Source organism: Fundicoccus culcitae (genome assembly GCF_024661895.1).
Classification (GTDB): Bacteria; Bacillota; Bacilli; order Lactobacillales; family Aerococcaceae; genus Fundicoccus_A; species Fundicoccus_A culcitae.
The window spans coordinates 745,053-764,683 of record NZ_CP102453.1; the positions used below are offsets into that span (position 1 = coordinate 745,053).

Genomic DNA, 19,631 nt, shown 5'->3' on the forward strand with positions numbered 1-19,631 from the left:
ATAATATAGAAGGAGCAAGTTATACGAACATTTTATCTAACAAGGATTGTTTAATATTAATAATTGTTGATTCTCTTTCATCAATCAATACAATTAAATCATCTATTAACATGAAGAAAGATCCAATTTTAATTTGTTCCTTGAGATTTGGGATACTTATTTCAATTGAGGACATTTGTTTAGTAGAAACTTCAGTGAAAGTTGATCCTGCACCAACTTTTTCAGCATATTTTTTTAAATAATCAGTCATTGAAAATATAAAGTAACTATCTAATATATCATCTTTTGGAACGATTGATTGAAATCCTTGATTTGTTGTTGCTGATCTTGATAAAATTGCCGTCTTCCCAATTCCTGCTCTAGATGTAAATAATATTGTGCCCTCAGGCAACCATTTTGCAGAACTTTTTTCTAATCCTAGTTTAGTTATTTTTCTTAAACTAGAAGAAACATATCGTTCCGAACCAATTTCTGCAGGAGTAAACCAGTTAATATCTCCATTCCAAAAAGCTATATTATTAGTATCTGGTGTACCACCACTTACTATTGTAGATACATCTCTTAACTTACACTGTTCCCATTCGTAGTTAAAGTAAACGAACCTTAATCGAGGAACAACCTCATCTTTTTCAGGGAACATATGTTGAAGATAAGCCTTTTTAAGCAGTTTTAGTTTATCTAATTTTTGCTGATAAAGGGTGATTGCGTTGTCTAAATTTTTTATATAACTGCCTATCAGCTTTTGTTCTTCAATTTTTGGAATGAAAAAGTAGGTGTTAGATACTTTTTTCCAATCAGATCTAGGCATTTTTGTTCCAGAAGTATCATTTGCAACTTTTTGAAATTTTTTTGATTGAATTAAATAGTATAAAAAAGTGATATCAACATCAATTGGTTCGAGAACCCAAAAATCACCCAATGCAATTCCTTTAAAATCTGGAAGTAGCCAATTTTTTAAATAGGGACGCAATTTTCCATATAGAATGTTATTGTTATTAAACATAATACCTTTTCTGTTATCAAATTTATGACTAACATCTTTGTTTAACCTGCCCTCTCCAGCCACAATATCTTCAAATTCTACTTTAGGGAGTGAATCCGAATTTGACGTTTTATTAGCTCTTTTTACAAAGGTAGAAAACTTAAACAGTTCCCAATCATCACTAAACCCTTTAAATCGCAATTCTGGAACTCTTTTTTCATTTTGATTTTTGGATTTAGTCATGACGGAACACCGCCTTTGTTGCTTCAATTATTGATTTTGTTTCATCAGTAACTTGAAGTTGATCCAGCATAGCTAGTAATTCTTTTTCTGCGTCAGCTATCTGTTTATCAATTTCCTGTATTTCTTTCGAAACCTGAACGATATTTATAGGTTCCTCTTCTTCATAAGTATCTATATATCTTGGAATATTTAAGTTAAAATCATTTTCTTTAATTTCATCAAAATCAGCAAGGTGAGCGTACTTATCAATATCTTTTTTATTAATATACGCCTCAATAATTTTATCAATGTGTGCGTCAGTTAAATTATTTTGGGTTTTTACTTTTTCAAAATCATTTGATGCATCGATAAAGAAGACTGTTTTATCTGGTTTGTTTTTCTTCAAAATTACCACTGTTGTAGGGATAGAGGTACTATAGAATAGATTTGCTGGTAACCCAATTACTGTGTCAATATATCCACTTTCAAGTAAAATTTGTCTAATTTTACCTTCAGCACCACCTCTAAATAAAATTCCGTGTGGTAAGACAATTCCCATAACTCCATCGTTCTTTAAATGATAAAACCCGTGTAATAAAAAAGCAAAGTCAGCTTTAGATTTCGGTGCTAATACTCCATAAGGTGAAAAACGGGGATCATCTAGAAACCCTTTTGCTGCAGACCATTTTGCTGAATAAGGTGGGTTCATTAAAACCGCATCAAAATTTGTAGGTTCATCTGTTGGCCAATCTTGATCCAAAGTATCTGCATTCCTCAATTTAAAGTTCGTTACTGGTACCTGATGCAACATCATATTCATTCGAGCTAAGTTATACGTTGAGGTATTTAATTCTTGTCCAAAATAACGGATTTTTGTTGGTTCATTAGAATATGTCTGAGCATTTAACAACAAAGATCCCGATCCCATTGTAGGGTCATATACGGTAAAACCAGCGACATTTTCTTTACCCAACATTGAAATACGGGTAATTAATTGAGAAACGGATTGTGGCGTATAGAACTCACCAGCTTTTTTACCAGACTCAGAAGCAAATTGACTAATTAAGTATTCATATGCATCCCCTAAAACATCTGAACTTGTTTCTGCTAAATTTAATCCATCTAATTCTTTCATGACAGAAGCAATAGTATCACTTTTTTTCTGTTGCGTTGTTCCTAGTCTATTAGAATCCAAATCAATATCAGAGAACAAACCAAAAAATGTTTCATCCGATGTCTCTACATCTCGGAATCCTTGCATTAATTTTTCTCTTTGAAATTGACCTTTATGAATATCATTTAAAAGACTTTGAAAAGTTAATTCAGGAGCAATTGTATATGAATAGTCATATTGAAGATTTTCATACAATTCTTCTCTAAGATCAACATCATTATATGCTTCTTCATAAATCTTTTGTGCTTCTGATAAATTAGTGTATGGTTCTTCTAATAAATTAGCTACATGGACTAATTGATTATCTGACAAGAATTTGTAGAATATCAATCCTAATGTATAATTTTTATACTCGTTAGCATCCATTTTTGATCGCAAAATATTTGCGGAATTCCAGAGGACTTGAAACAAATCTTTAGTACCAGTTACTTTTTTCTCTGCCATCGTTCTCCTACCTTTACATATATACTAAATTTACACTGTATAACAGCGATAATTATATTCAAGTATAAACTATTTTTAACAGATTTGGTAATTGGTATCGATTCTATTTTAACATAAAATAAATCAATTTTGGTTTATGATTCCATAAAATAATTTACTTGCAATATTCGTCTCAAACACCAGAATTTTCATATTCGTATCATAAACAGAGTTGTTTTCAATCATAAAATTGACAAAGTCTTTAATTTTATGCTCAGTATTATCGGCTTTGATATTTATTGTAATAGTAATTTTAGAAAAAATTCCCAGGTCAACATTTATATAATTGTATCCCTAAAATCTAATTACTTGACTTTAACTCTTTGCAAAGGTGACGAAGCCCTAATAACTGTCATAATAGTGATTAAGAGCTTTATTTTATTAAAAAATATAGTTACGACTTATCTTGTGTCACTTGATTGATGTTTAGTCAATTCCGTCCAAGACAAACTGCACGGACTTTTAGTCACCAAATTAATCCATCCTAATTTGCACATAAAAGAACACAAACAGACTAATCAGTTTGTGTTCTTTGTTAACTATTTCTCCTCATCAAAATACCCTTCAAAAAAGTTAAATGGCATTAATTCCTCCGTCACATACTTTTCTGACCAATGGCAAATTTGCTCTAAAATCGGAATAACAGATAAGCCTTTTGGAGTGAGTGAATATTCGACGCGAACGGGAATCTCATTGAATTGCTCTCGACCAACAATGTTATCTTCCATCAGTTCTTTGAGGGCTTTTGACAAAACTGCATCCGTAATATCAATCATTTCTTCTTTTAATTCATTGTAGCGAAGAACCGTTTTTTGATTCAGCATACAGATGATTCTTGCCTTCCATTTACCGCCAAATACATCTAAACCATATTCAAGAGGACATCTAATTTCTTTTTTTATTTTTGCTTCATACATGTTTGTCATCCTTTCATAGGACTGATTATTTAGCAACGGAAGTTTCTTTCTAAAAACCAGTCGATCTATCCTACTAGAATTTCACTTTCTACATTGATGGTAACACCAGCACTTTTTAGTAAATTACCCACGTCACACTTACGGTCTGAGTACGCAATCGCACGCTCCACTTCATCAGTCAGATCCGTTGGCGTTAATACTTTAATGTGATGAATAAACAATAATCCTGTCTCATTAGTTGTAATTTCAGTTGTGACACTGACATCCGTTGTTTCAATTTTTCTGGCTTCTAATGCATAAACTAAAGTCGTACCAAAACATGCTTGTGCTGCTGAAGCAAGTAGTTCTTTGGGACCAAAACCTTCTCCACTCCCACGTAATGCTTCTGGTATTGCGATATCAACTGAATATGTCCCAAAATCTATTTGACCTTTACCTTTTGAACCGCCTGCCCATGTAAATTGGATGGAATCTGACATAATAAAAACTCCTCTTTTTTAATTAATTTATTCACATTCAATTAATTAATTGAATGATGCTATGTATTATTATACCTTCCCACTTAAAAAAAGCAATGCAAAAAGCTCAAAACAAGAATATTCTCCTTAGTTTTGAGCTTTTAACTGAATTATTTTTTAATGATGTTTGTTTCAAATTCTGGTGTGTTTGTGATTGTATCATGAACGGGACAAGTTTCAATGACAAAATCGATATACTCTTTAATTTCTTCATCTGTGTTATCAGCATCAATATGAATATTAATTGTTATTTTTGAAAAACCTTTTTTCGCATTTGGATTAATATACTTATATCCATCAGGATCCAATTCACCTTCACAAACGACCGTACATCCTTTTAAATTGATGTGTTTTGAGCGTGCAAATGATTTAATCACAATTGCTAGACAAGCACCAAGCGAATTAAGTAATAATTCTACGGGATTCATCCCTTTGTCCGTACCACCACTATCTCTTGGTTCATCAATAAGTAGTTCGAAATCACGACTCTTACCTTGTACTTTTAACCCACTTAACAGCGTTGACTCTGATTTATAAATTTCAATTGCCATTTTACATTCTCCAATCTATTTATTAATTACTTATTCGATATTGCCAAATAATATGTTAACATATATAACTATGTGAATAAATACACTAACAAACGAATGAGTAACTCATAATTATGATAGCTGTGAGAAGTATCATAGATCTTTAGCTTGATACAATTTAAGATTTATCCTGAGAATTAAAGCGGCTAATATCAAAAAGATGATAGCCAACGCACTTAGGATTAAGTTCAGGTCAAAATTATTTAACAATGAATATAAGTGTTCATACTGTCTTGTATTAACAATCATCGGAATAATCGTAATAAAAGCTAAATAAATAAGTATGATGATATATTTCATAACACGAGATCCAAATAATAAAAATAATAATTGATAAACGACAATGGAAAATATGATTAAAATAAAACTAGCGATAAACTCCCCAATCTGATTAGCTTCCAAATTAGGTAGAATAAAATTTAAACTACTTATAATCAGTATATAGAAAAACCCAATCAGCGATCCAAAGATAACTTTTGACATAACAACCTCGTCTCTTGAAACAGGCAGACTAGCAATCAACCGTTCAGAATGATTCAACTCATCCATCCCATCGCTATTGCCTAAGACTAATAAGACAAAAGGTATCGTCAGATACAAGGAAAATTGATTCTCATACATCACGATATTTATTAGAATATATACTGCTGTTGAAATTAAAATAATGCGTAAATTAACGATAAATTCTTTCTTAAGTAAAGCTAGCAATGGCTTTCCCTCCTTTTCTAATCGAATATAACATCACATCATCTAACGTTGCAGGTTCAACAATGATACGATCGCCGAAAAGCTCAATAAATGTCGCACTATCTCTTGTCATTCCTACAAAACCGGTCGCTTTCTCCTCAATACCAATAAGTAATGACCGGGTATCCCTATCCAACAAATCTTTAGAACCTTTAATGATTTTATAGTCTTCCATGATGTTATCTTTACTATCATTCATAATAATTTCACCGTCATGAATAAAGACAATATAATCCGCTATTTTTTCTAAATCACTTGTTATATGTGATGAAAAGAAAATCGTTTTATTTTCATCTTGAATAATTTCGTATAAGATATCTAGAATTTCAGAACGAACAACGGGATCCAAACCAGATGTTGGCTCATCAAGGATGATGACATCCGCTTGATGCGATAAGGCAATGCTAAGAAACAATTTAATTTTCATCCCCGTCGATAAGTCTTTGACTTTTTTCCTGGCTGGTAGATGAAACCGTTCAATATAGTGATTAAATACCTCAGTATCCCAATTTTTGTAAAAATTACTAATTAATTTCTCTGTTAATTGGATAGACAAGTGGTCATAAAATACATTTTCAGCATAGACAAATCCAATGCGTTCACGAATTGCTTTTCCATCCTCATTGATGTCTTTACCAAATACCTCAATCGTACCTTCATCCAGTGTTAATAAATTCATGATTAGATTAATGGTCGTCGATTTTCCTGCTCCGTTTGGGCCAATAAAACCCGTAATATATCCTTTAGGAACACTTAAGTTAAGCTGTCTAATTGAAAAATCGTCAAAGCTTTTACTCACATTATGTAATTCTATTGCATACTCACCCATTTTCTTCCTCCTTAAATGCCTTGTTTATCAAGTTAATCAATTCACTTTCTGATAGTTGAATCGATTTAGCCTCATCAACCAGTTGCTTTAACTCTTGTTCTATTTTTACTATTTTCTTGGCTCGAATTTTACTCGTGTCTAATTCAGCCACATAAGTTCCTTTTCCAGGTATGGTTGTAATGTAGTTTTCACTTTCGAGTGAGTCATAGGCTTTTTTTACAGTTATAACGCTGACTTCCAAATCCTTAGCTAATTGACGAATCGATGGCATTTGCTCACCTGATACGACTTCATTATTGAGTATATTCCGCTTAATTTCTTTAATAATCTGTTCATACAGAGGATCCTTACTATACATTGACAGATTAATATTCATTCTTCCACCACCTTACTGTTCATATACAGTATATACAGTAAGAAGTAAGTAGTCAACAAAAAAATCTACCAACCTCTTATAGGAAAATTGGTAGATTTCACACATATAATATTTAATTTTCATCAGCATAGTAACTATCATAATAATTTACAGGCATCAACTCGTCGGAAACAAATTCTAATGACCAATCATAGATCTGTTCTAGTATTGGGACAACACTCTTTCCTTTGTTGCTTAAAGAATACTCAACCCGAACCGGGATTTCATTATATTGTTGTCGTTCAATAATATCATCTTCGATTAGCTCTTTTAGTGCTTTTGACAAAACAGCATCTGTAATATCGAGCATTTCTTCTTTTAATTCATTGTATCGCAGGGTATCTTTCATAACTAACATACAAATAATTCGTGTCTTCCACTTGCCACCAATAACTTCCAATCCATATTCAATGGGACATCTAATTTCCTTCTTTATTTTCGCTTCATACATCTAACTCATCCTTTCAAAAAGAAGCGTTTAAGAGAATTCTCGCTTATCAAAGTTAAACAGCTCTTACGTTCAACATCCTGATTGAATGTTAAACATCTAAATCAATTATACAACGCAATTTCATAATTACAACAAAAAAAGTCTTAAAATTAGAATAAACTCCAATTTTAAGACGATTTTAATATTTTATTGTTTAATAAATATTGTTACTTATTCAGCGGCGATATTTTGTGAAGGATAACGGTTTGGAATCAAATTGGCTTTCATTAACATATAAACGATTGGAGGAATTACTGCTAAGTGTAAGACGATTCCTGGAAATGCGGTGACAAAATAACTGGTCACCCATGAAGCCATCGTAATACTCCCACGTGAGAAGATTAATGCCCCAGTTAACCCTGCTACCACACGACCAGCGATTAAAGCTGTAATTAAACTAATATATAAATCCGCAAATACCTTACCAGTATGAACATATTCCATCATTAAACCGGCAACGACACCATAAGTGGCTAATTCAACCATCATTTGTGGAAGAATCGCCATCGGTGGCATACCTGTAAATAAACTAGAAAGTAACGGACCCGCTATCCCTGTTAATAAACCATATGGCCAACCACAAATTAAACCACATAGTAAAACGGGAATATGCATTGGAGAGAAAATTCGCCCGCCATTTTCAATGGCATGAAAGGCCATCGGTAAAACGACACATAAAGCAATATTAATTGCGGTTATCATTGATTTTTTTACTGTAGACATTTTTAATCACTCCATTTTTTTATAATATATATTGATACAATATAAACTGCGATATTGATACTTATAGCAATATAATCTTGCCCATTAAATTTCCTCAACGGCTTTAACCGCCTTTGCCCTTGTCCAGTATATCCTCTTGACTCCATAGCCATTGCTAGTTCATCCGCACGTTTAAAGGCGACAATAAAGATAGGAGTAGCTAGATTTAACACACTCACGATACGATCTTTTAATTTTTTAGATTCAAAGCGTGCCCCTCGGGCAATTTGTGCTTTGCGAATGTTATCCGTATCTTGTATGAGTGTGGGAATAAATTGGATGGCAGCATTTAAAATTAAAGCAACATTTTTAACATTCACTCCTAAATAGCGTAAAGGATTTAACATATAGGTTAACGCACTTGTCATTTCCATCGGTGCAGTTGTCGTTGTTAAAACATTTGAGACCAAAATTAAGTAAATCATCCGTAAAGCAATCATCGCACCTTGTTGGAGTCCTTCAAGTGAAAAAGTAACTATCCAAAATTGCCATAAAACAGTTTCACCTTCATAAAACATAAAATTCATTATTAAAATGAATGTAAGAAAAATAAGCATGTTTTTTAGCGATTGAACGATGATACGGATATTTATTTGGGCGATTTTAATTAAGATAAAGGCAAAAACGAACAAAATGATAAAACTCCACAACTTTTCTGCTTGTACAATGGCTAAAATTAAAATAAATAACCCAATAATTTTGGTGCGTGCATCTAATCGATGTAAGAAAGTATTCAGTGGGAGATAGTGTCCCGATGGCATCCGCATGTTACTCACCCCTTAAAAATTGTTTGACTCTCGTCAACAATTCACTATAAGTCGTAAGTTCCGTTTGTATCGGACATCCTGCTTTTTTTAAGGCTTCAGCCACATGCCTAGATTGACTGACGGATAAATGTAAATCTTCCATCCGCTTAACATTTGAAAAAACCTGTTGGGTTGCTCCATCCATGATTATTTCTCCTTGATCAAAAACGATGATACGTTTTGCTGTCTCACTTAATGAATCAGCATCATGAGAAACCATGACTAGCGTTATTCCTTCTTCGTTTAATTGTTTTAATAAGCTCAAAAAACTATCACGTGCTAAGGGATCTAAACCCGCAATCGGTTCATCTAAAATTAGTATTTTGGGGCGTCGAATAATAGAGCCAGCAATCGCTACCTTACGTTTTTCACCGCCTGACAAAGCAAAAGGTGAGGTGTCTTTATATTTTTCGTAATCAATGCCTACTCGTTCCAATACCTCTTTAACCCTTTGGGTTTTATCTACTTTAGATAAGCCAGAATATTTAAGACCAAAGGCAACATCATCTGCTACTGTTTTTTCAAATAATTGGTATTCAGGATATTGAAAAATAAAACCTATTTTTTCACGTAACCGTAGGCGATCGTAATTTGAAGCTGCAATATCTTCGTTATCGATCCGGACAATCCCTTGAGTTGGTTCCATGAGGCCAGCAATTATTTGTAGGAAAGTCGATTTCCCACTGCCTGTTTGTCCCATCACACCGACAAATTCTCCATCGTTAATACTTACATTTACATTTTTCAATGCCAACGTTTCAAAAGGAGTATCTTTGGAATAGATATAGGATACTTTCTCTAATTGAATTGACATATTTTTTCGACCAACTCCTCTTCAGTTAAGGGACAGTCACCTAAATCAATGCCCTCTTTTTTTAAATCATCATACAGTTGGACTGCTATGGGTGGCTTTAAACCAGCTTTTTTCAACAAATTAGTATCCGTCAAAATTTCTCTAGGTAAGCCTTGTGCTAAAATTTTCCCTTGATGAATGACAACAATTCGGTCTGATAACAAAGTCTCTTCAACATTATGGGTAACCATCAAGATCGTTTTATGATACTCAACATGTAACTTTTGTATCATGGCCAATATTTCTTTACGACCTTGTGGGTCAAGCATAGATGTTACTTCATCAAACAACAATATTTCAGGATTGATAGCTAAAACACCTGCTAAAGCAATCCGTTGTTTTTGTCCACCCGATAACATATGTGGCGATTTCTTTTCATAACCTGCCATATCAACCATTTCCAATGCTTCCTTAACGCGTTGAGGAATCGCTTCATCTGGATAATCATAATTTTCCAAACCAAAAGCAATATCTTCTTCTAGAATCGTTGAAACAAATTGGTTATCAGGGTTTTGAAAGACAAGGCCACAGTGCTTACGAATATCACTTACATTTGCTGGCTTGCTAGCATCAAAGCCGGCAACGGTCAGTGTCCCCTTTTGGATGGGGTATAAGATATTTATTTGCTTTAAAATCGTTGATTTTCCACTACCATTCGGTCCTAAAAGACTGACAAACTCACCTTTTTGAACGTTAAGTGTAATCCCTGTTAATGAATGTGTATAGCCTCCTTCGAATTGATAGGTATGCGAGAGTTCTTTCATGCTAATTTCATTCATAATTTTCAACCAATGGCTGTGTGTCAATAACAAAATCACTTTTGTTCAAAATATCAAAGCTTGCGAAATACTTTTCTTCATATGGAATCCACTTTTCAATAAATTTCGCATAGCTTTCAGCTGATTCGCGTTCTTTAAGGCGTGATAATTGGATGTTTTTTGCGCAATTAACAAAAATAGTTAGATCGTAGTATACTTGTAGCTTGGGATGCATCGAATAACTACCCTCAACCAATACAATAGGCGTTGGTTTGCGTGTGACAGCAACTTCATACTGACCAGTTGAACAATCATAAGGACGGTAAGACACTGCTTCTCCAGCTCTAAGGGGTTGTAATAATTCCATTTCTACCCTTTCATAATCCACATTACCACCTACTTGGGCAAGACGGTCTGGCGTCCGCCTTTCTTTTGGTAAAAAGTAATCATCCATATGGAAAACTTCTGCATTTAACTGCAAGCCTAACTGGTCTGCAAGGGTGCTTTTACCACATCCACACCTCCCATCAATTGCAAGGATGAGTTGTGACTTTTTATCCTTTAATAGCTTAATTTTTTCGATGATAGGTATTATTTGTTGCGTATTTCGAGTATTAACCATAGCTTCACACCCTTTCTGTGCCTTCATTGTTAGCTTACATGTAACGTTTAATTGTAACCCCTTGCAAAAGCTTATATTTATAATATTACCTTTCTTAAATTTCTTGTAAATACCTTATGAAATTTATTAGAAACTATCTTTTTCGATAGTTATTGTTACACAGGGATTTATTTGAAATGAAAACTCCTTCAGAGGACAACTTGATTTAATAACGAGTGTTAATCATCATAAATTTGAACGCAAAAAATCCAGACTTTATTGATCACGCTACAGACGAACCAGCTACTTAAAATAAGTCTGGTTCGGAATGGCTCGAATTAATTAAAGTCTGGATGTTGGATAGATTAATTTAAATGTTCGGTTATTTCTAAGCAATTAAGCGATAATTAATCGTTCAAATTAGTAGCTGCCTTAAAAAAATAACCCCAAAGATCGTGAGATGACAATCTTCGGGGAGGAGAATTTGATAAATAACCTTTAGGAGTTATAAATCTGTATAATTCTATTTTAACTTTTTTTCTTTCGAAGTAAATACCTAAACAATTTTATTAGAAACTATGTTTTTTAATAGTTATTGATTGCTGGGATGAGGATTGTGGCTGACATCCACATGAAGACGATTTGTGTGTAGTTGGCAGTAAGTGGGAAGTGAATTACTGTCAGATAAGGATAAACCAATTTTGGAATGGAAGAAATCCACAAAAATTATTAGTCAAATGCTTGATCGGGTCAATACTCTGTTAGCAGTGGCTAGAATAATCACCTTAAATTGACGATTTCTGAAAAATCTCAAATTGAGATGATTCACCGAAGAGAATCAGCCGTTTATCACGTCGATGCATTGCAAACAACCGCTCGTTCACTTCTCGCTTACTCCCATCCGCCAGAGGGAAGTCTGAGAGGCGGATGGGAACCCCCAACCGCCAGAGACAAACCTGTGAGGCGGATGGGCCTTCCCAACCGCCAGAGAGAAGTCTGAGAGGCGGATGGGCTCTCCAAACCGCCAGAGAGAAACCTGAGAGGCGGATGGGCCTTCCCACCCCTCTCTTTCGGTTTGGGGCTTCCTTCCGCCTCTTAGCAGCTAGTTCATTGGTGGTTGAAAGAATGATTTACGGATATTTTGATTCCAAATAGTAAGTAATTGTCATACAGATTTTTCCCAATGATATTAAACACAAATGAGTTAAAAATAGGTAGGTTAGATTATTCTGTCCAAAAATGAGCAAAAAATGGACAGAATAGCGTTATTCTGTCCAAAATGAGTAGAAAAATGGACAGAGTAACTTTAATCATCATTTAGCAAGCAATCTTAAACTGACAGTCCGTTACTTCCCACTTAACTTACACGTTACCACTTAGAAGCTCTAACCGAGAGCGCCTGTTCCTCTTTCAACACTAAAACCCAAATACCATCATACCTTCACTAAACGCTCCACCTTAAAACTTCCGGCCGTGAAAAACACCAATCCATACAGGGCAACAATCGCCAAGTTCGGTAATATCATGCCTGTATCCAAAGATTCTATCATCCAATAGAAGGGTGACAAATACTGAATAAAAGATAGCGGTCCTAAATCGACCATTGGCATCCCTATGAACATTAATACAACCATTAATAAAATACTCGACATACTAAGGATGGCTTCCGACTTGAAAATCCTAAAGAGTAGCATGGTTAATCCTAATGTATAGATGTTAAAGGAGAGAAAAATACTGATAATCATTGGTATATGTGTAATTTGTATCCTATAAATGGCACTGACGACTAATAATATCAAGAGATTTGATAGCATATTATAAACCGCATAAGCACTCAAGATACTGCCTAATATCTGCCAACTTAAGGCATTAGAAATCACACTTCGCGTCAACACACTATCGTTTCTTAACTTATTTAAATCGCTAGCAATAAAACCACTCGTGTAGGTCATAAATAAAACTGATAAAAAGATGGTGAGGAACAAACGCGGATCCATGGAGGCATCGATTTGAATAATCGCTGGTTCAGCTACTTCAATCGGTACAAAATCTAAATTAAAACGAGCCAAGGTCGCTTGCTGCATTTGTTCATTGAAGATGGTTATAAATTCCGTTTCAAAAATACTATCGGTATTTTCCCCTGAAATACTATACACATCAACACTACCCTCTTGTGGAAAATCTGCTGGAATGGCGTAAACCATCGAAACTTCAGCTTGGGCTAGTTGCTCAAATGCAGTTTCAGCATCCTCAGTAACACTTGCTTGATAATTTGCACTCAAATGAGGCAAGATTGCCTCCGTCACAAACTCAGATTCATTAACAATTAAGAGTGAGCTTTCCACATTACTCGTTGAACTAGAAAAAATCATAAAAATCACACCGATAATCAATAACAATGGAAAAACAAATGAAAATACGAATAACCCAAGGTTTTGAAAGACAATCCGTTTAAAATGAAACCAAGTCAATTGCAAAAATTTCATCGTGGACTCAACTCCTTCCTTGTTCGATAAGCAATAATCAACCAAGTCATAATAATAACAAATGCTAACAAGCCTAAAGCTAATCCAATATGCTGACCCCATTCTTGTGTCAAAATAAAATCATACATGGGTTGTTGGAATATTTGCCGGAAATGATTTACTTCAAAAAAGCTTCTAAAACTATCGCCTAAAAACTGTTCGATGGGAATTAATCCAAGCAACAAATAAATCACCGTAAAACCTTGATAAAATAACTCCGTATATTTACTTGGTAGGAAATAAAACATAATATTGTTGAGTGTTAAAAACACCAATGTATAAATAATAATCCAACCATAGTAATACAAAAGATTTCCACTAAATGTCGCGGGATCAATCAATCGCCAAATGATTACATATAATAACCCTACTAAACTATAAGTGATAAGATCCGATATCATGCTAAACAGCACATCTTGAGCGGGCGTTAGCGGTAGAATGGTCAAACGTTTTCTTAAACCTTTGAACTCTGCCTTCGTTTTCATCCCTACACTTGAGCCTAACATCATCACAAAAATAAACAACAATCCGGATACCGAAGAAAACTGCATCCCCGTCAATGCATGCGTCTCATCATAGGCGACCGTGTTAAACAACTGCCTTTCCCCAAAGCTCGTATCCAACTCTGCCAATAAGGCTGACGGATCATCCAACGCTCCTATCACTTGCCCTAAAGCTTCTTGATTGACGATCGACGACTGGATTTCTGTGAGTAATTGAACCAAAATACTTTCTTCAAGGCTTGACGAATTTTCCTTAGGTTCAATTTCAATCAAAGTTTCTTCCATATTTTGGCTGTAGCCTTCCAACAAGGTCACATTGAAAGACGAATCTTCCGCCGCTTCAACGAGCTCGATGTAAGCTACCATCTCTTTAGACCCCAAAACCTCTTCTAATAAATACCCCTGCTCCCCTTCATCGCGATTATTCACATAAATAGCAATCGGTTCAGAAGTATACTCTGGGATAAATGCTGGACTAAAAGAAAAACCAATAAAGTAAGAGAACATCAATGGCAAGACAATAAAGGTGGCGAAGATGGTGATGGTTTGTTGGATGTTCAGTCTCATTTGGGTCTTAAGGTAAAACCATAACTGTTTCATGATAGCCCCCCCTAATCGCGTAAGCTTTTGCCGGTCAGCTGTAAAAAGGCTTCTTCTAAACTAAGTTCCTCTTTATTTAACGTAGTTAATTCAAGTTGTAAGTCAGCAATTAAATTCAACAAAGCTTTGGTAGAGAATTCAAGCGGGTCTACGATGAGGTGGTATTTATTTTGATTGGAAATAACTTGTTGAACGCCTGAAAGCTTTTGGGTGAGTTGATTGTCAAAATTGAGTGGAGCCTGTTCGATTTCCAAATACCATTTGACGTTATCTTGCACCATTTGCTTAATTTCACTTTGCGACCCATAACCGATTTGATGACCTTTATCCAAAATGAAAAGGCGGTCACATAAGGCTTCAACCTCCTCCATATAATGCGAGGTATAGAGAACGGTGGTGCCATATTCATGGATCATGTATTTAATAAATTCAAATATTTTGTTGCGTGATTGAGGGTCAACCCCCACCGTAGGCTCATCTAATATAAGAAAGTTCGGCCGATGAAGGATCCCAGCTGCAATATTGAGGCGGCGTTGCATACCGCCCGAAAAAGTTTTGACAGGTTTTTTGACATGATTTGTCAAACCGATGACTTCTAACGCTTCCTGAATGCGTTCTTTTAATAGCTTGCCAGATAAACCGTACAAACCCCCGAAGTATTCTAAGTTTGCGATCGCATTTAATTCTTGCATCAAGGCAATCTCTTGTGGAACTAAACCAATTTGTTTGCGGATGGTGACGATGTCCGTGGGGACGTTTAAATTATCGACTTGGACATTACCTGAATTAAAGGGCGTTAGACCGGTAATAATATCAATTAAGGTTGACTTTCCTGCTCCATTGGGTCCAATTAAACCAAAGCATTCGCCCCGTTCAATAACAAACGACACATTATCCAATACCTGTTCTTCACCATAACTTTTGTAAATATGGTTGATATTCACATAACTCATTTCAAATACCTCGCTTTCCTAATTTGGTAAGTACAAGTTAATGCCAACTTCGGTGTCTTCAAATTGTGTTCCTTTAGGTGAGGTGAAAATTAAGTAGATATAGTAGAAATCACCCGCACAAGATCCTGCATGCATGCCTGTAATAGCTGCGTAGGTATAAACTTCTATATTGAAAATATAAAACAGAATGGTTAAAACGATAGAAATAATCGCAAAAGGTCCAATGGCTATAATAAACATTTGCCATTTATTATAGAAATTACCTGGACTCGTCGCATAGGCCATACCCGATTTAAATCCATAAAAAACTTTTCCGTTAGGCGCGAATAACTTAAAGAATAGGCCATGGATGAGCTCATGGACAATAATCATCAGTAGATAAAATAAAAGAAACAGTACAATAGGAATAAAATAATTATCTGCTATATCAAACAAATTAATACTCGTTTCGGTATCTGGTGCAATTTGTGAGCCTAACCCATAAAATAAGGCCATAAAGATAAACATGAGGACGATGGCTGCGACGTTGATGCCTATTAGTAATCGTTTGTTTTCAAATAAATTAACTTCTTTGATTAACTTCATTTTATACACCTCTTTCTTTGATAGTTTAAGTATAGATTTTTTGAGACCAAGTTTCTATTCACCAAGGTCATGGATTAACATGACTAAAGTCACACAAAAAAAGAGACTAATTCATCAGTCCCTTCTGAAAAGCAAAAATTGCCAGTTGCGTTCGATCCCGCAATTCAAGTTTGCTTAATATCATACTAATGTTATTTTTTATAGTACCTACCGAAAGAAACATATTGCCCGCTATTTCTTGGTTATTGAGGCCACTCGCTATGTAGCGAATAATTTCAATTTCCTTGTCGGATAAGTCAAAAGCTGCTGGCGAAAAAGCTGTATTGGCTTGCGCGGTTGTGTTGGCGAGCATAGCTTGACTAATTTTTCCATCCAGCACCACATTATCGCTGAGAGCAATTTGAATCCCTGCATAAATTTCCTCTGGACTACTATCTTTTAATAAATACCCCGACGCCCCCACTTGCATGGATTGAGAAATATATTCTACATCTTGAAAAGTGGTTAAGATAAGTACTTTAATGTTTGGATGTTTCTTTTTGATTAATTCGGTTCCTTCTATTCCATTGACTTCTGGCATCCGAATATCCATCAGTACGATATCGACGCGATGTTGATCACAAAAAGCGAGCGCTTCTCGACCATTTTTAACTTCACCAACGATTTCTAGCCTTTCGAATTCATTGAGTAAAATCTTTAAGCCACCCCGGATTAACTGTTCATCATCCACTAATAAGACTTTGATTGATTCCTTGCTCATAGGCAAATCCTCCTTTAGGTAGTACAATTCTAATTTTAAACCCTTGATTTATGGCGGACTGAACATGAACTTTCCCCCCTAATAGCTTAGCCCGTTCTTGCATGCCTAAAATACCCAATTGGGGTTTAATGGTATCTGTGCCTTGTCCATTGTCACTCATGGTAAGAATCAATGAATCATTGGTAAAATGGCAAACAATCCGTACTTCTGAAGCTTGACTATGTTTGGTGGTATTAACAAGAAACTCTTGCACGGCCCGGATAACGAGTTGTTCTTGTTCAGGTGATAAATTCCACAATAATTGATTGTGATTAAAATAAACCATTATTTGACTATTTTTTTCAAAAACTTGCAAAATAGTTTGCACTTGATCGATAAAAGCGACTTTTTGATATTGCGATGGCTTCATTTCATGAATCACTTTACGCACATTGCCTAACCCTTCTTTAGCAAATAAATGCAATTCTTTCAACATTTCAGAAGCTTGCAGGTTTGTCTTGGCGGTGAGTCTTTGAATGGCAGCCAATTGGATGACAATCGTTGACAAGGTATGCCCAACTGAATCATGTAAATCGCGTGAAATTCGATTACGTTCATTCAAGGTATGAATCTCTTCCATGGTTTGCATCTGGGATTTAAGAGATTGTAAATTTTCGGTTTGTTCATCGTATTGTCTACTTTTCTCATAGAGTTGCGCTTGTAGTGTGGTATTTTTAACATTTTGTTCCACTAACAACAGACTAATCAACAGAGTGGCTAAGGTAATTAATAGGGTATCCACTGTGGGTATGTGTGCTTGCGTATTAAATGCATAATAGAGTAAAAGTATCACGGTCAAGAATGCTAAATAATATAAGCTGACGCGTCGCGAGTAAATTTGGCGCAAATCCATGACAAAAACGGCAAGCATTAGGGTAGGAAAAGTTGGTAAAACAGCGATATTTATTAGCGTTAAAAGGCTGATGATGTGCAGTTGGATGGTTTTGTATTTTGGGTTGTCGAGGAAAAACCATTGAATGTTGCTGGCAATGACCCAGGTGAAAAACCAAAAAAAAGCATACTGCCAAAAGGTTCTAATGGGAATAAGTTGAAATAAATTTAGTAATAAGAGCACATATTTGATTGCAATCATGCCGTCACCTCATTTCCTTATTTATGTTTGGGGGACTTATTGTATTCTATCATCACGATAATAAATATTGCCGATTTTATGCGGTTCGGATGGGAGCCATGGCTCGCGCTGTCTGGCCATCAATACGGTATGTCCCGAAAATCTTTGGTTCCGCTTGGATGCCGGAATTTTCTCATCTGTCCCATCTAAGATGGCTTTAGCTAAACGGATATTGTTATCCAAAACCCTTTTATCTAATTCAAACGTTTCGTGGTTGACCAGAACTCTGTCATACTGTTGCGCATGAACACTAAATTTTACCATCGCCTCATAATGTTCTTGAATCGTTGAACTATTTTCCAAAAACATAAGTGTTGGATGTGAAATGGCATCGCCGAAAATAGCAATTCTTTCCTCCGGAATAATAAATACCATGCACCCCATACTGTGACCCGGTAAATCATATGGCAAAATGGTCAGACCACCTAAGTGAAATTGGATGTCTTCCGTTAGTGGTGTGTAAAGAGCAGTCCGTGGCGCCTGCCATAAGTTAAGGTTTTCAACAAAATCACTCGCAACATATTTTAACATTAGCTGTCTGCGCAAGGCGATTTCACTCTGTGCCTCTATCATATTGAAGTCTCTTTCATTGAGATAGACGTCGTCGAATTGGACTGCGCTCCCATTATGATCAGGGTGTCCATGCGATAAAACTAAGGTAATGGGAAGGTTTGTGAGTGTTTGTGCTACTGCTTTAATATCGCCATAGCCCCAACCACAATCAATTAAAACGGCTTGTTCATCCCCCACAACTAAATAACAACAAACATAGGGCATGATTAGCCGGAAAATACGGTTTGTAACCTTTTCTACTTTGAATAACAAATTTATCGCCTCGCATCTTTTATTAAAAGCAAGTATAGAGTAAAAAGGATACTGCGTATACAATATCCTATTTGCTTATTCATAGATTATCATTATAAACTAGTAAAATTCAATTAATTAAGAAGTTTTAGTAGGTTTTTTAATTGTTGCTCAGTTTTGAGGTGCGTTTTTACGGGGAAAGTTGGTAAGACAGGTAAATCACTTTGATGGTACTCGTCTGAAATTGTTGTTCCGCCTTTTTGGCTTTTACGCCTTAATGTGACGAGTTGCCGGTCGTCGTTTTTGCGGGAAGGCCGCCAATCGCACTTGCCGGATGTCGTTTGAAATCGACGACCGCCTTTTTGACATTTACGCCTTAATATGACGAGTTGCCGGTCGTCGTTTTTGCGGGAAGGCCGGTAATCGCACTTGCCGGATGTCGTCTGAAATCGACGACCGCCTTTTTGACATTTACGCCTTAATGCAGCGGATTGGCGTAAGCAGGAAGTGATAAGCCGTCTTTCAATGCTCACCTAAGTTATTGTCACATGGAAATATCTGAGTGACAATAACGTTTTCTCAT

At 35.4% G+C, this 19,631-nt stretch carries 21 protein-coding genes; all 21 read right to left on the reverse strand.

Annotated elements, in window-relative coordinates:
- Window positions 1-19: 19 nt before the first annotated feature.
- The 21 genes from NRE15_RS03450 to NRE15_RS03550 all read right to left on the reverse strand — a co-directional run bounded on the left by NRE15_RS03450 (window position 20) and on the right by NRE15_RS03550 (window position 19,069).
- A complete protein-coding gene (locus tag NRE15_RS03450) occupies window positions 20-1,225 on the reverse strand; it encodes a restriction endonuclease subunit S (RefSeq protein ID WP_313794221.1) in 1,206 nt (401 codons plus the stop codon).
- Window positions 1,218-2,822, reverse strand: a complete 1,605-nt coding sequence (locus NRE15_RS03455) for a type I restriction-modification system subunit M (protein WP_313794222.1) — start codon at window positions 2,820-2,822, stop codon at window positions 1,218-1,220. The genes NRE15_RS03450 and NRE15_RS03455 overlap by 8 nt, the downstream gene beginning before the upstream one ends.
- A 578-nt stretch (window positions 2,823-3,400) precedes the next feature.
- Window positions 3,401-3,778, reverse strand: coding sequence for a winged helix-turn-helix transcriptional regulator (locus tag NRE15_RS03460; protein WP_313794223.1), 378 nt, complete (start codon window positions 3,776-3,778; stop codon window positions 3,401-3,403).
- 65 nt (window positions 3,779-3,843) lie between these two features.
- Window positions 3,844-4,257 (reverse strand): OsmC family protein, encoded by a 414-nt coding sequence (locus NRE15_RS03465; RefSeq protein WP_313794224.1) that lies wholly within the window; start codon window positions 4,255-4,257, stop codon window positions 3,844-3,846.
- 149 nt (window positions 4,258-4,406) lie between these two features.
- Window positions 4,407-4,847 carry an OsmC family protein gene (locus tag NRE15_RS03470; RefSeq protein ID WP_313794225.1) on the reverse strand — a complete coding sequence of 147 codons (441 nt, stop codon included), beginning with the start codon at window positions 4,845-4,847 and terminating at the stop codon, window positions 4,407-4,409.
- Between the two features lie 132 nt (window positions 4,848-4,979).
- Window positions 4,980-5,594, reverse strand: coding sequence for an ABC-2 transporter permease (locus NRE15_RS03475; protein WP_313794226.1), 615 nt, complete (start codon window positions 5,592-5,594; stop codon window positions 4,980-4,982).
- Entirely contained in the window at window positions 5,578-6,462 is an 885-nt protein-coding gene (pmtA, locus tag NRE15_RS03480) for a phenol-soluble modulin export ABC transporter ATP-binding protein PmtA (RefSeq protein ID WP_313794227.1), read from the reverse strand. Before pmtA ends, NRE15_RS03475 begins: the two co-directional genes overlap by 17 nt.
- The gene (locus tag NRE15_RS03485; protein ID WP_313794228.1) at window positions 6,455-6,838 is read right to left on the reverse strand and encodes a GntR family transcriptional regulator; all 384 of its coding nucleotides are present in this window, start codon (window positions 6,836-6,838) and stop codon (window positions 6,455-6,457) included. Before NRE15_RS03485 ends, pmtA begins: the two co-directional genes overlap by 8 nt.
- A gap of 112 nt (window positions 6,839-6,950) precedes the next feature.
- Window positions 6,951-7,328, reverse strand: a complete 378-nt coding sequence (locus NRE15_RS03490; RefSeq protein WP_313794229.1) for a winged helix-turn-helix transcriptional regulator — start codon at window positions 7,326-7,328, stop codon at window positions 6,951-6,953.
- A 210-nt stretch (window positions 7,329-7,538) separates the two neighbouring features.
- Entirely contained in the window at window positions 7,539-8,090 is a 552-nt protein-coding gene (locus tag NRE15_RS03495) for an ECF transporter S component (RefSeq protein ID WP_313794230.1), read from the reverse strand.
- A 2-nt stretch (window positions 8,091-8,092) separates the two neighbouring features.
- A complete protein-coding gene (locus NRE15_RS03500) occupies window positions 8,093-8,896 on the reverse strand; it encodes an energy-coupling factor transporter transmembrane component T family protein (protein ID WP_313794231.1) in 804 nt (267 codons plus the stop codon).
- 1 nt (window position 8,897) lies between these two features.
- Entirely contained in the window at window positions 8,898-9,749 is an 852-nt protein-coding gene (locus tag NRE15_RS03505; RefSeq protein ID WP_313794232.1) for an ATP-binding cassette domain-containing protein, read from the reverse strand.
- Window positions 9,734-10,567 (reverse strand): energy-coupling factor transporter ATPase, encoded by an 834-nt coding sequence (locus NRE15_RS03510; RefSeq protein ID WP_313794233.1) that lies wholly within the window; start codon window positions 10,565-10,567, stop codon window positions 9,734-9,736. Before NRE15_RS03510 ends, NRE15_RS03505 begins: the two co-directional genes overlap by 16 nt.
- Window positions 10,560-11,168 carry a uridine kinase family protein gene (locus tag NRE15_RS03515; protein ID WP_313794234.1) on the reverse strand — a complete coding sequence of 203 codons (609 nt, stop codon included), beginning with the start codon at window positions 11,166-11,168 and terminating at the stop codon, window positions 10,560-10,562. Before NRE15_RS03515 ends, NRE15_RS03510 begins: the two co-directional genes overlap by 8 nt.
- Before the next feature lie 1,412 nt (window positions 11,169-12,580).
- Window positions 12,581-13,633 carry an ABC transporter permease gene (locus tag NRE15_RS03520; RefSeq protein WP_313794235.1) on the reverse strand — a complete coding sequence of 351 codons (1,053 nt, stop codon included), beginning with the start codon at window positions 13,631-13,633 and terminating at the stop codon, window positions 12,581-12,583.
- Window positions 13,630-14,775 carry an ABC transporter permease gene (locus tag NRE15_RS03525; RefSeq protein WP_313794236.1) on the reverse strand — a complete coding sequence of 382 codons (1,146 nt, stop codon included), beginning with the start codon at window positions 14,773-14,775 and terminating at the stop codon, window positions 13,630-13,632. Before NRE15_RS03525 ends, NRE15_RS03520 begins: the two co-directional genes overlap by 4 nt.
- An 11-nt stretch (window positions 14,776-14,786) precedes the next feature.
- Window positions 14,787-15,728: an ABC transporter ATP-binding protein gene (locus tag NRE15_RS03530; RefSeq protein WP_313794237.1), complete on the reverse strand. Its 942-nt coding sequence runs from the start codon at window positions 15,726-15,728 to the stop codon at window positions 14,787-14,789.
- An 18-nt stretch (window positions 15,729-15,746) separates the two neighbouring features.
- Complete coding sequence (locus NRE15_RS03535; RefSeq protein ID WP_313794238.1) at window positions 15,747-16,313, reverse strand: DUF3267 domain-containing protein; 567 nt, start codon at window positions 16,311-16,313, stop codon at window positions 15,747-15,749.
- Window positions 16,314-16,419: 106 nt separating this feature from the next.
- On the reverse strand, window positions 16,420-17,073 hold the full coding sequence (locus tag NRE15_RS03540) for a response regulator transcription factor (protein ID WP_313794239.1): 654 nt from the start codon (window positions 17,071-17,073) through the stop codon (window positions 16,420-16,422).
- Window positions 17,036-18,205, reverse strand: a complete 1,170-nt coding sequence (locus NRE15_RS03545; protein ID WP_313794240.1) for a sensor histidine kinase — start codon at window positions 18,203-18,205, stop codon at window positions 17,036-17,038. The genes NRE15_RS03540 and NRE15_RS03545 overlap by 38 nt, the downstream gene beginning before the upstream one ends.
- Window positions 18,206-18,241: 36 nt before the next feature.
- Window positions 18,242-19,069 carry an MBL fold metallo-hydrolase gene (locus NRE15_RS03550; RefSeq protein ID WP_313794241.1) on the reverse strand — a complete coding sequence of 276 codons (828 nt, stop codon included), beginning with the start codon at window positions 19,067-19,069 and terminating at the stop codon, window positions 18,242-18,244.
- Window positions 19,070-19,631 lie beyond the last annotated feature (562 nt).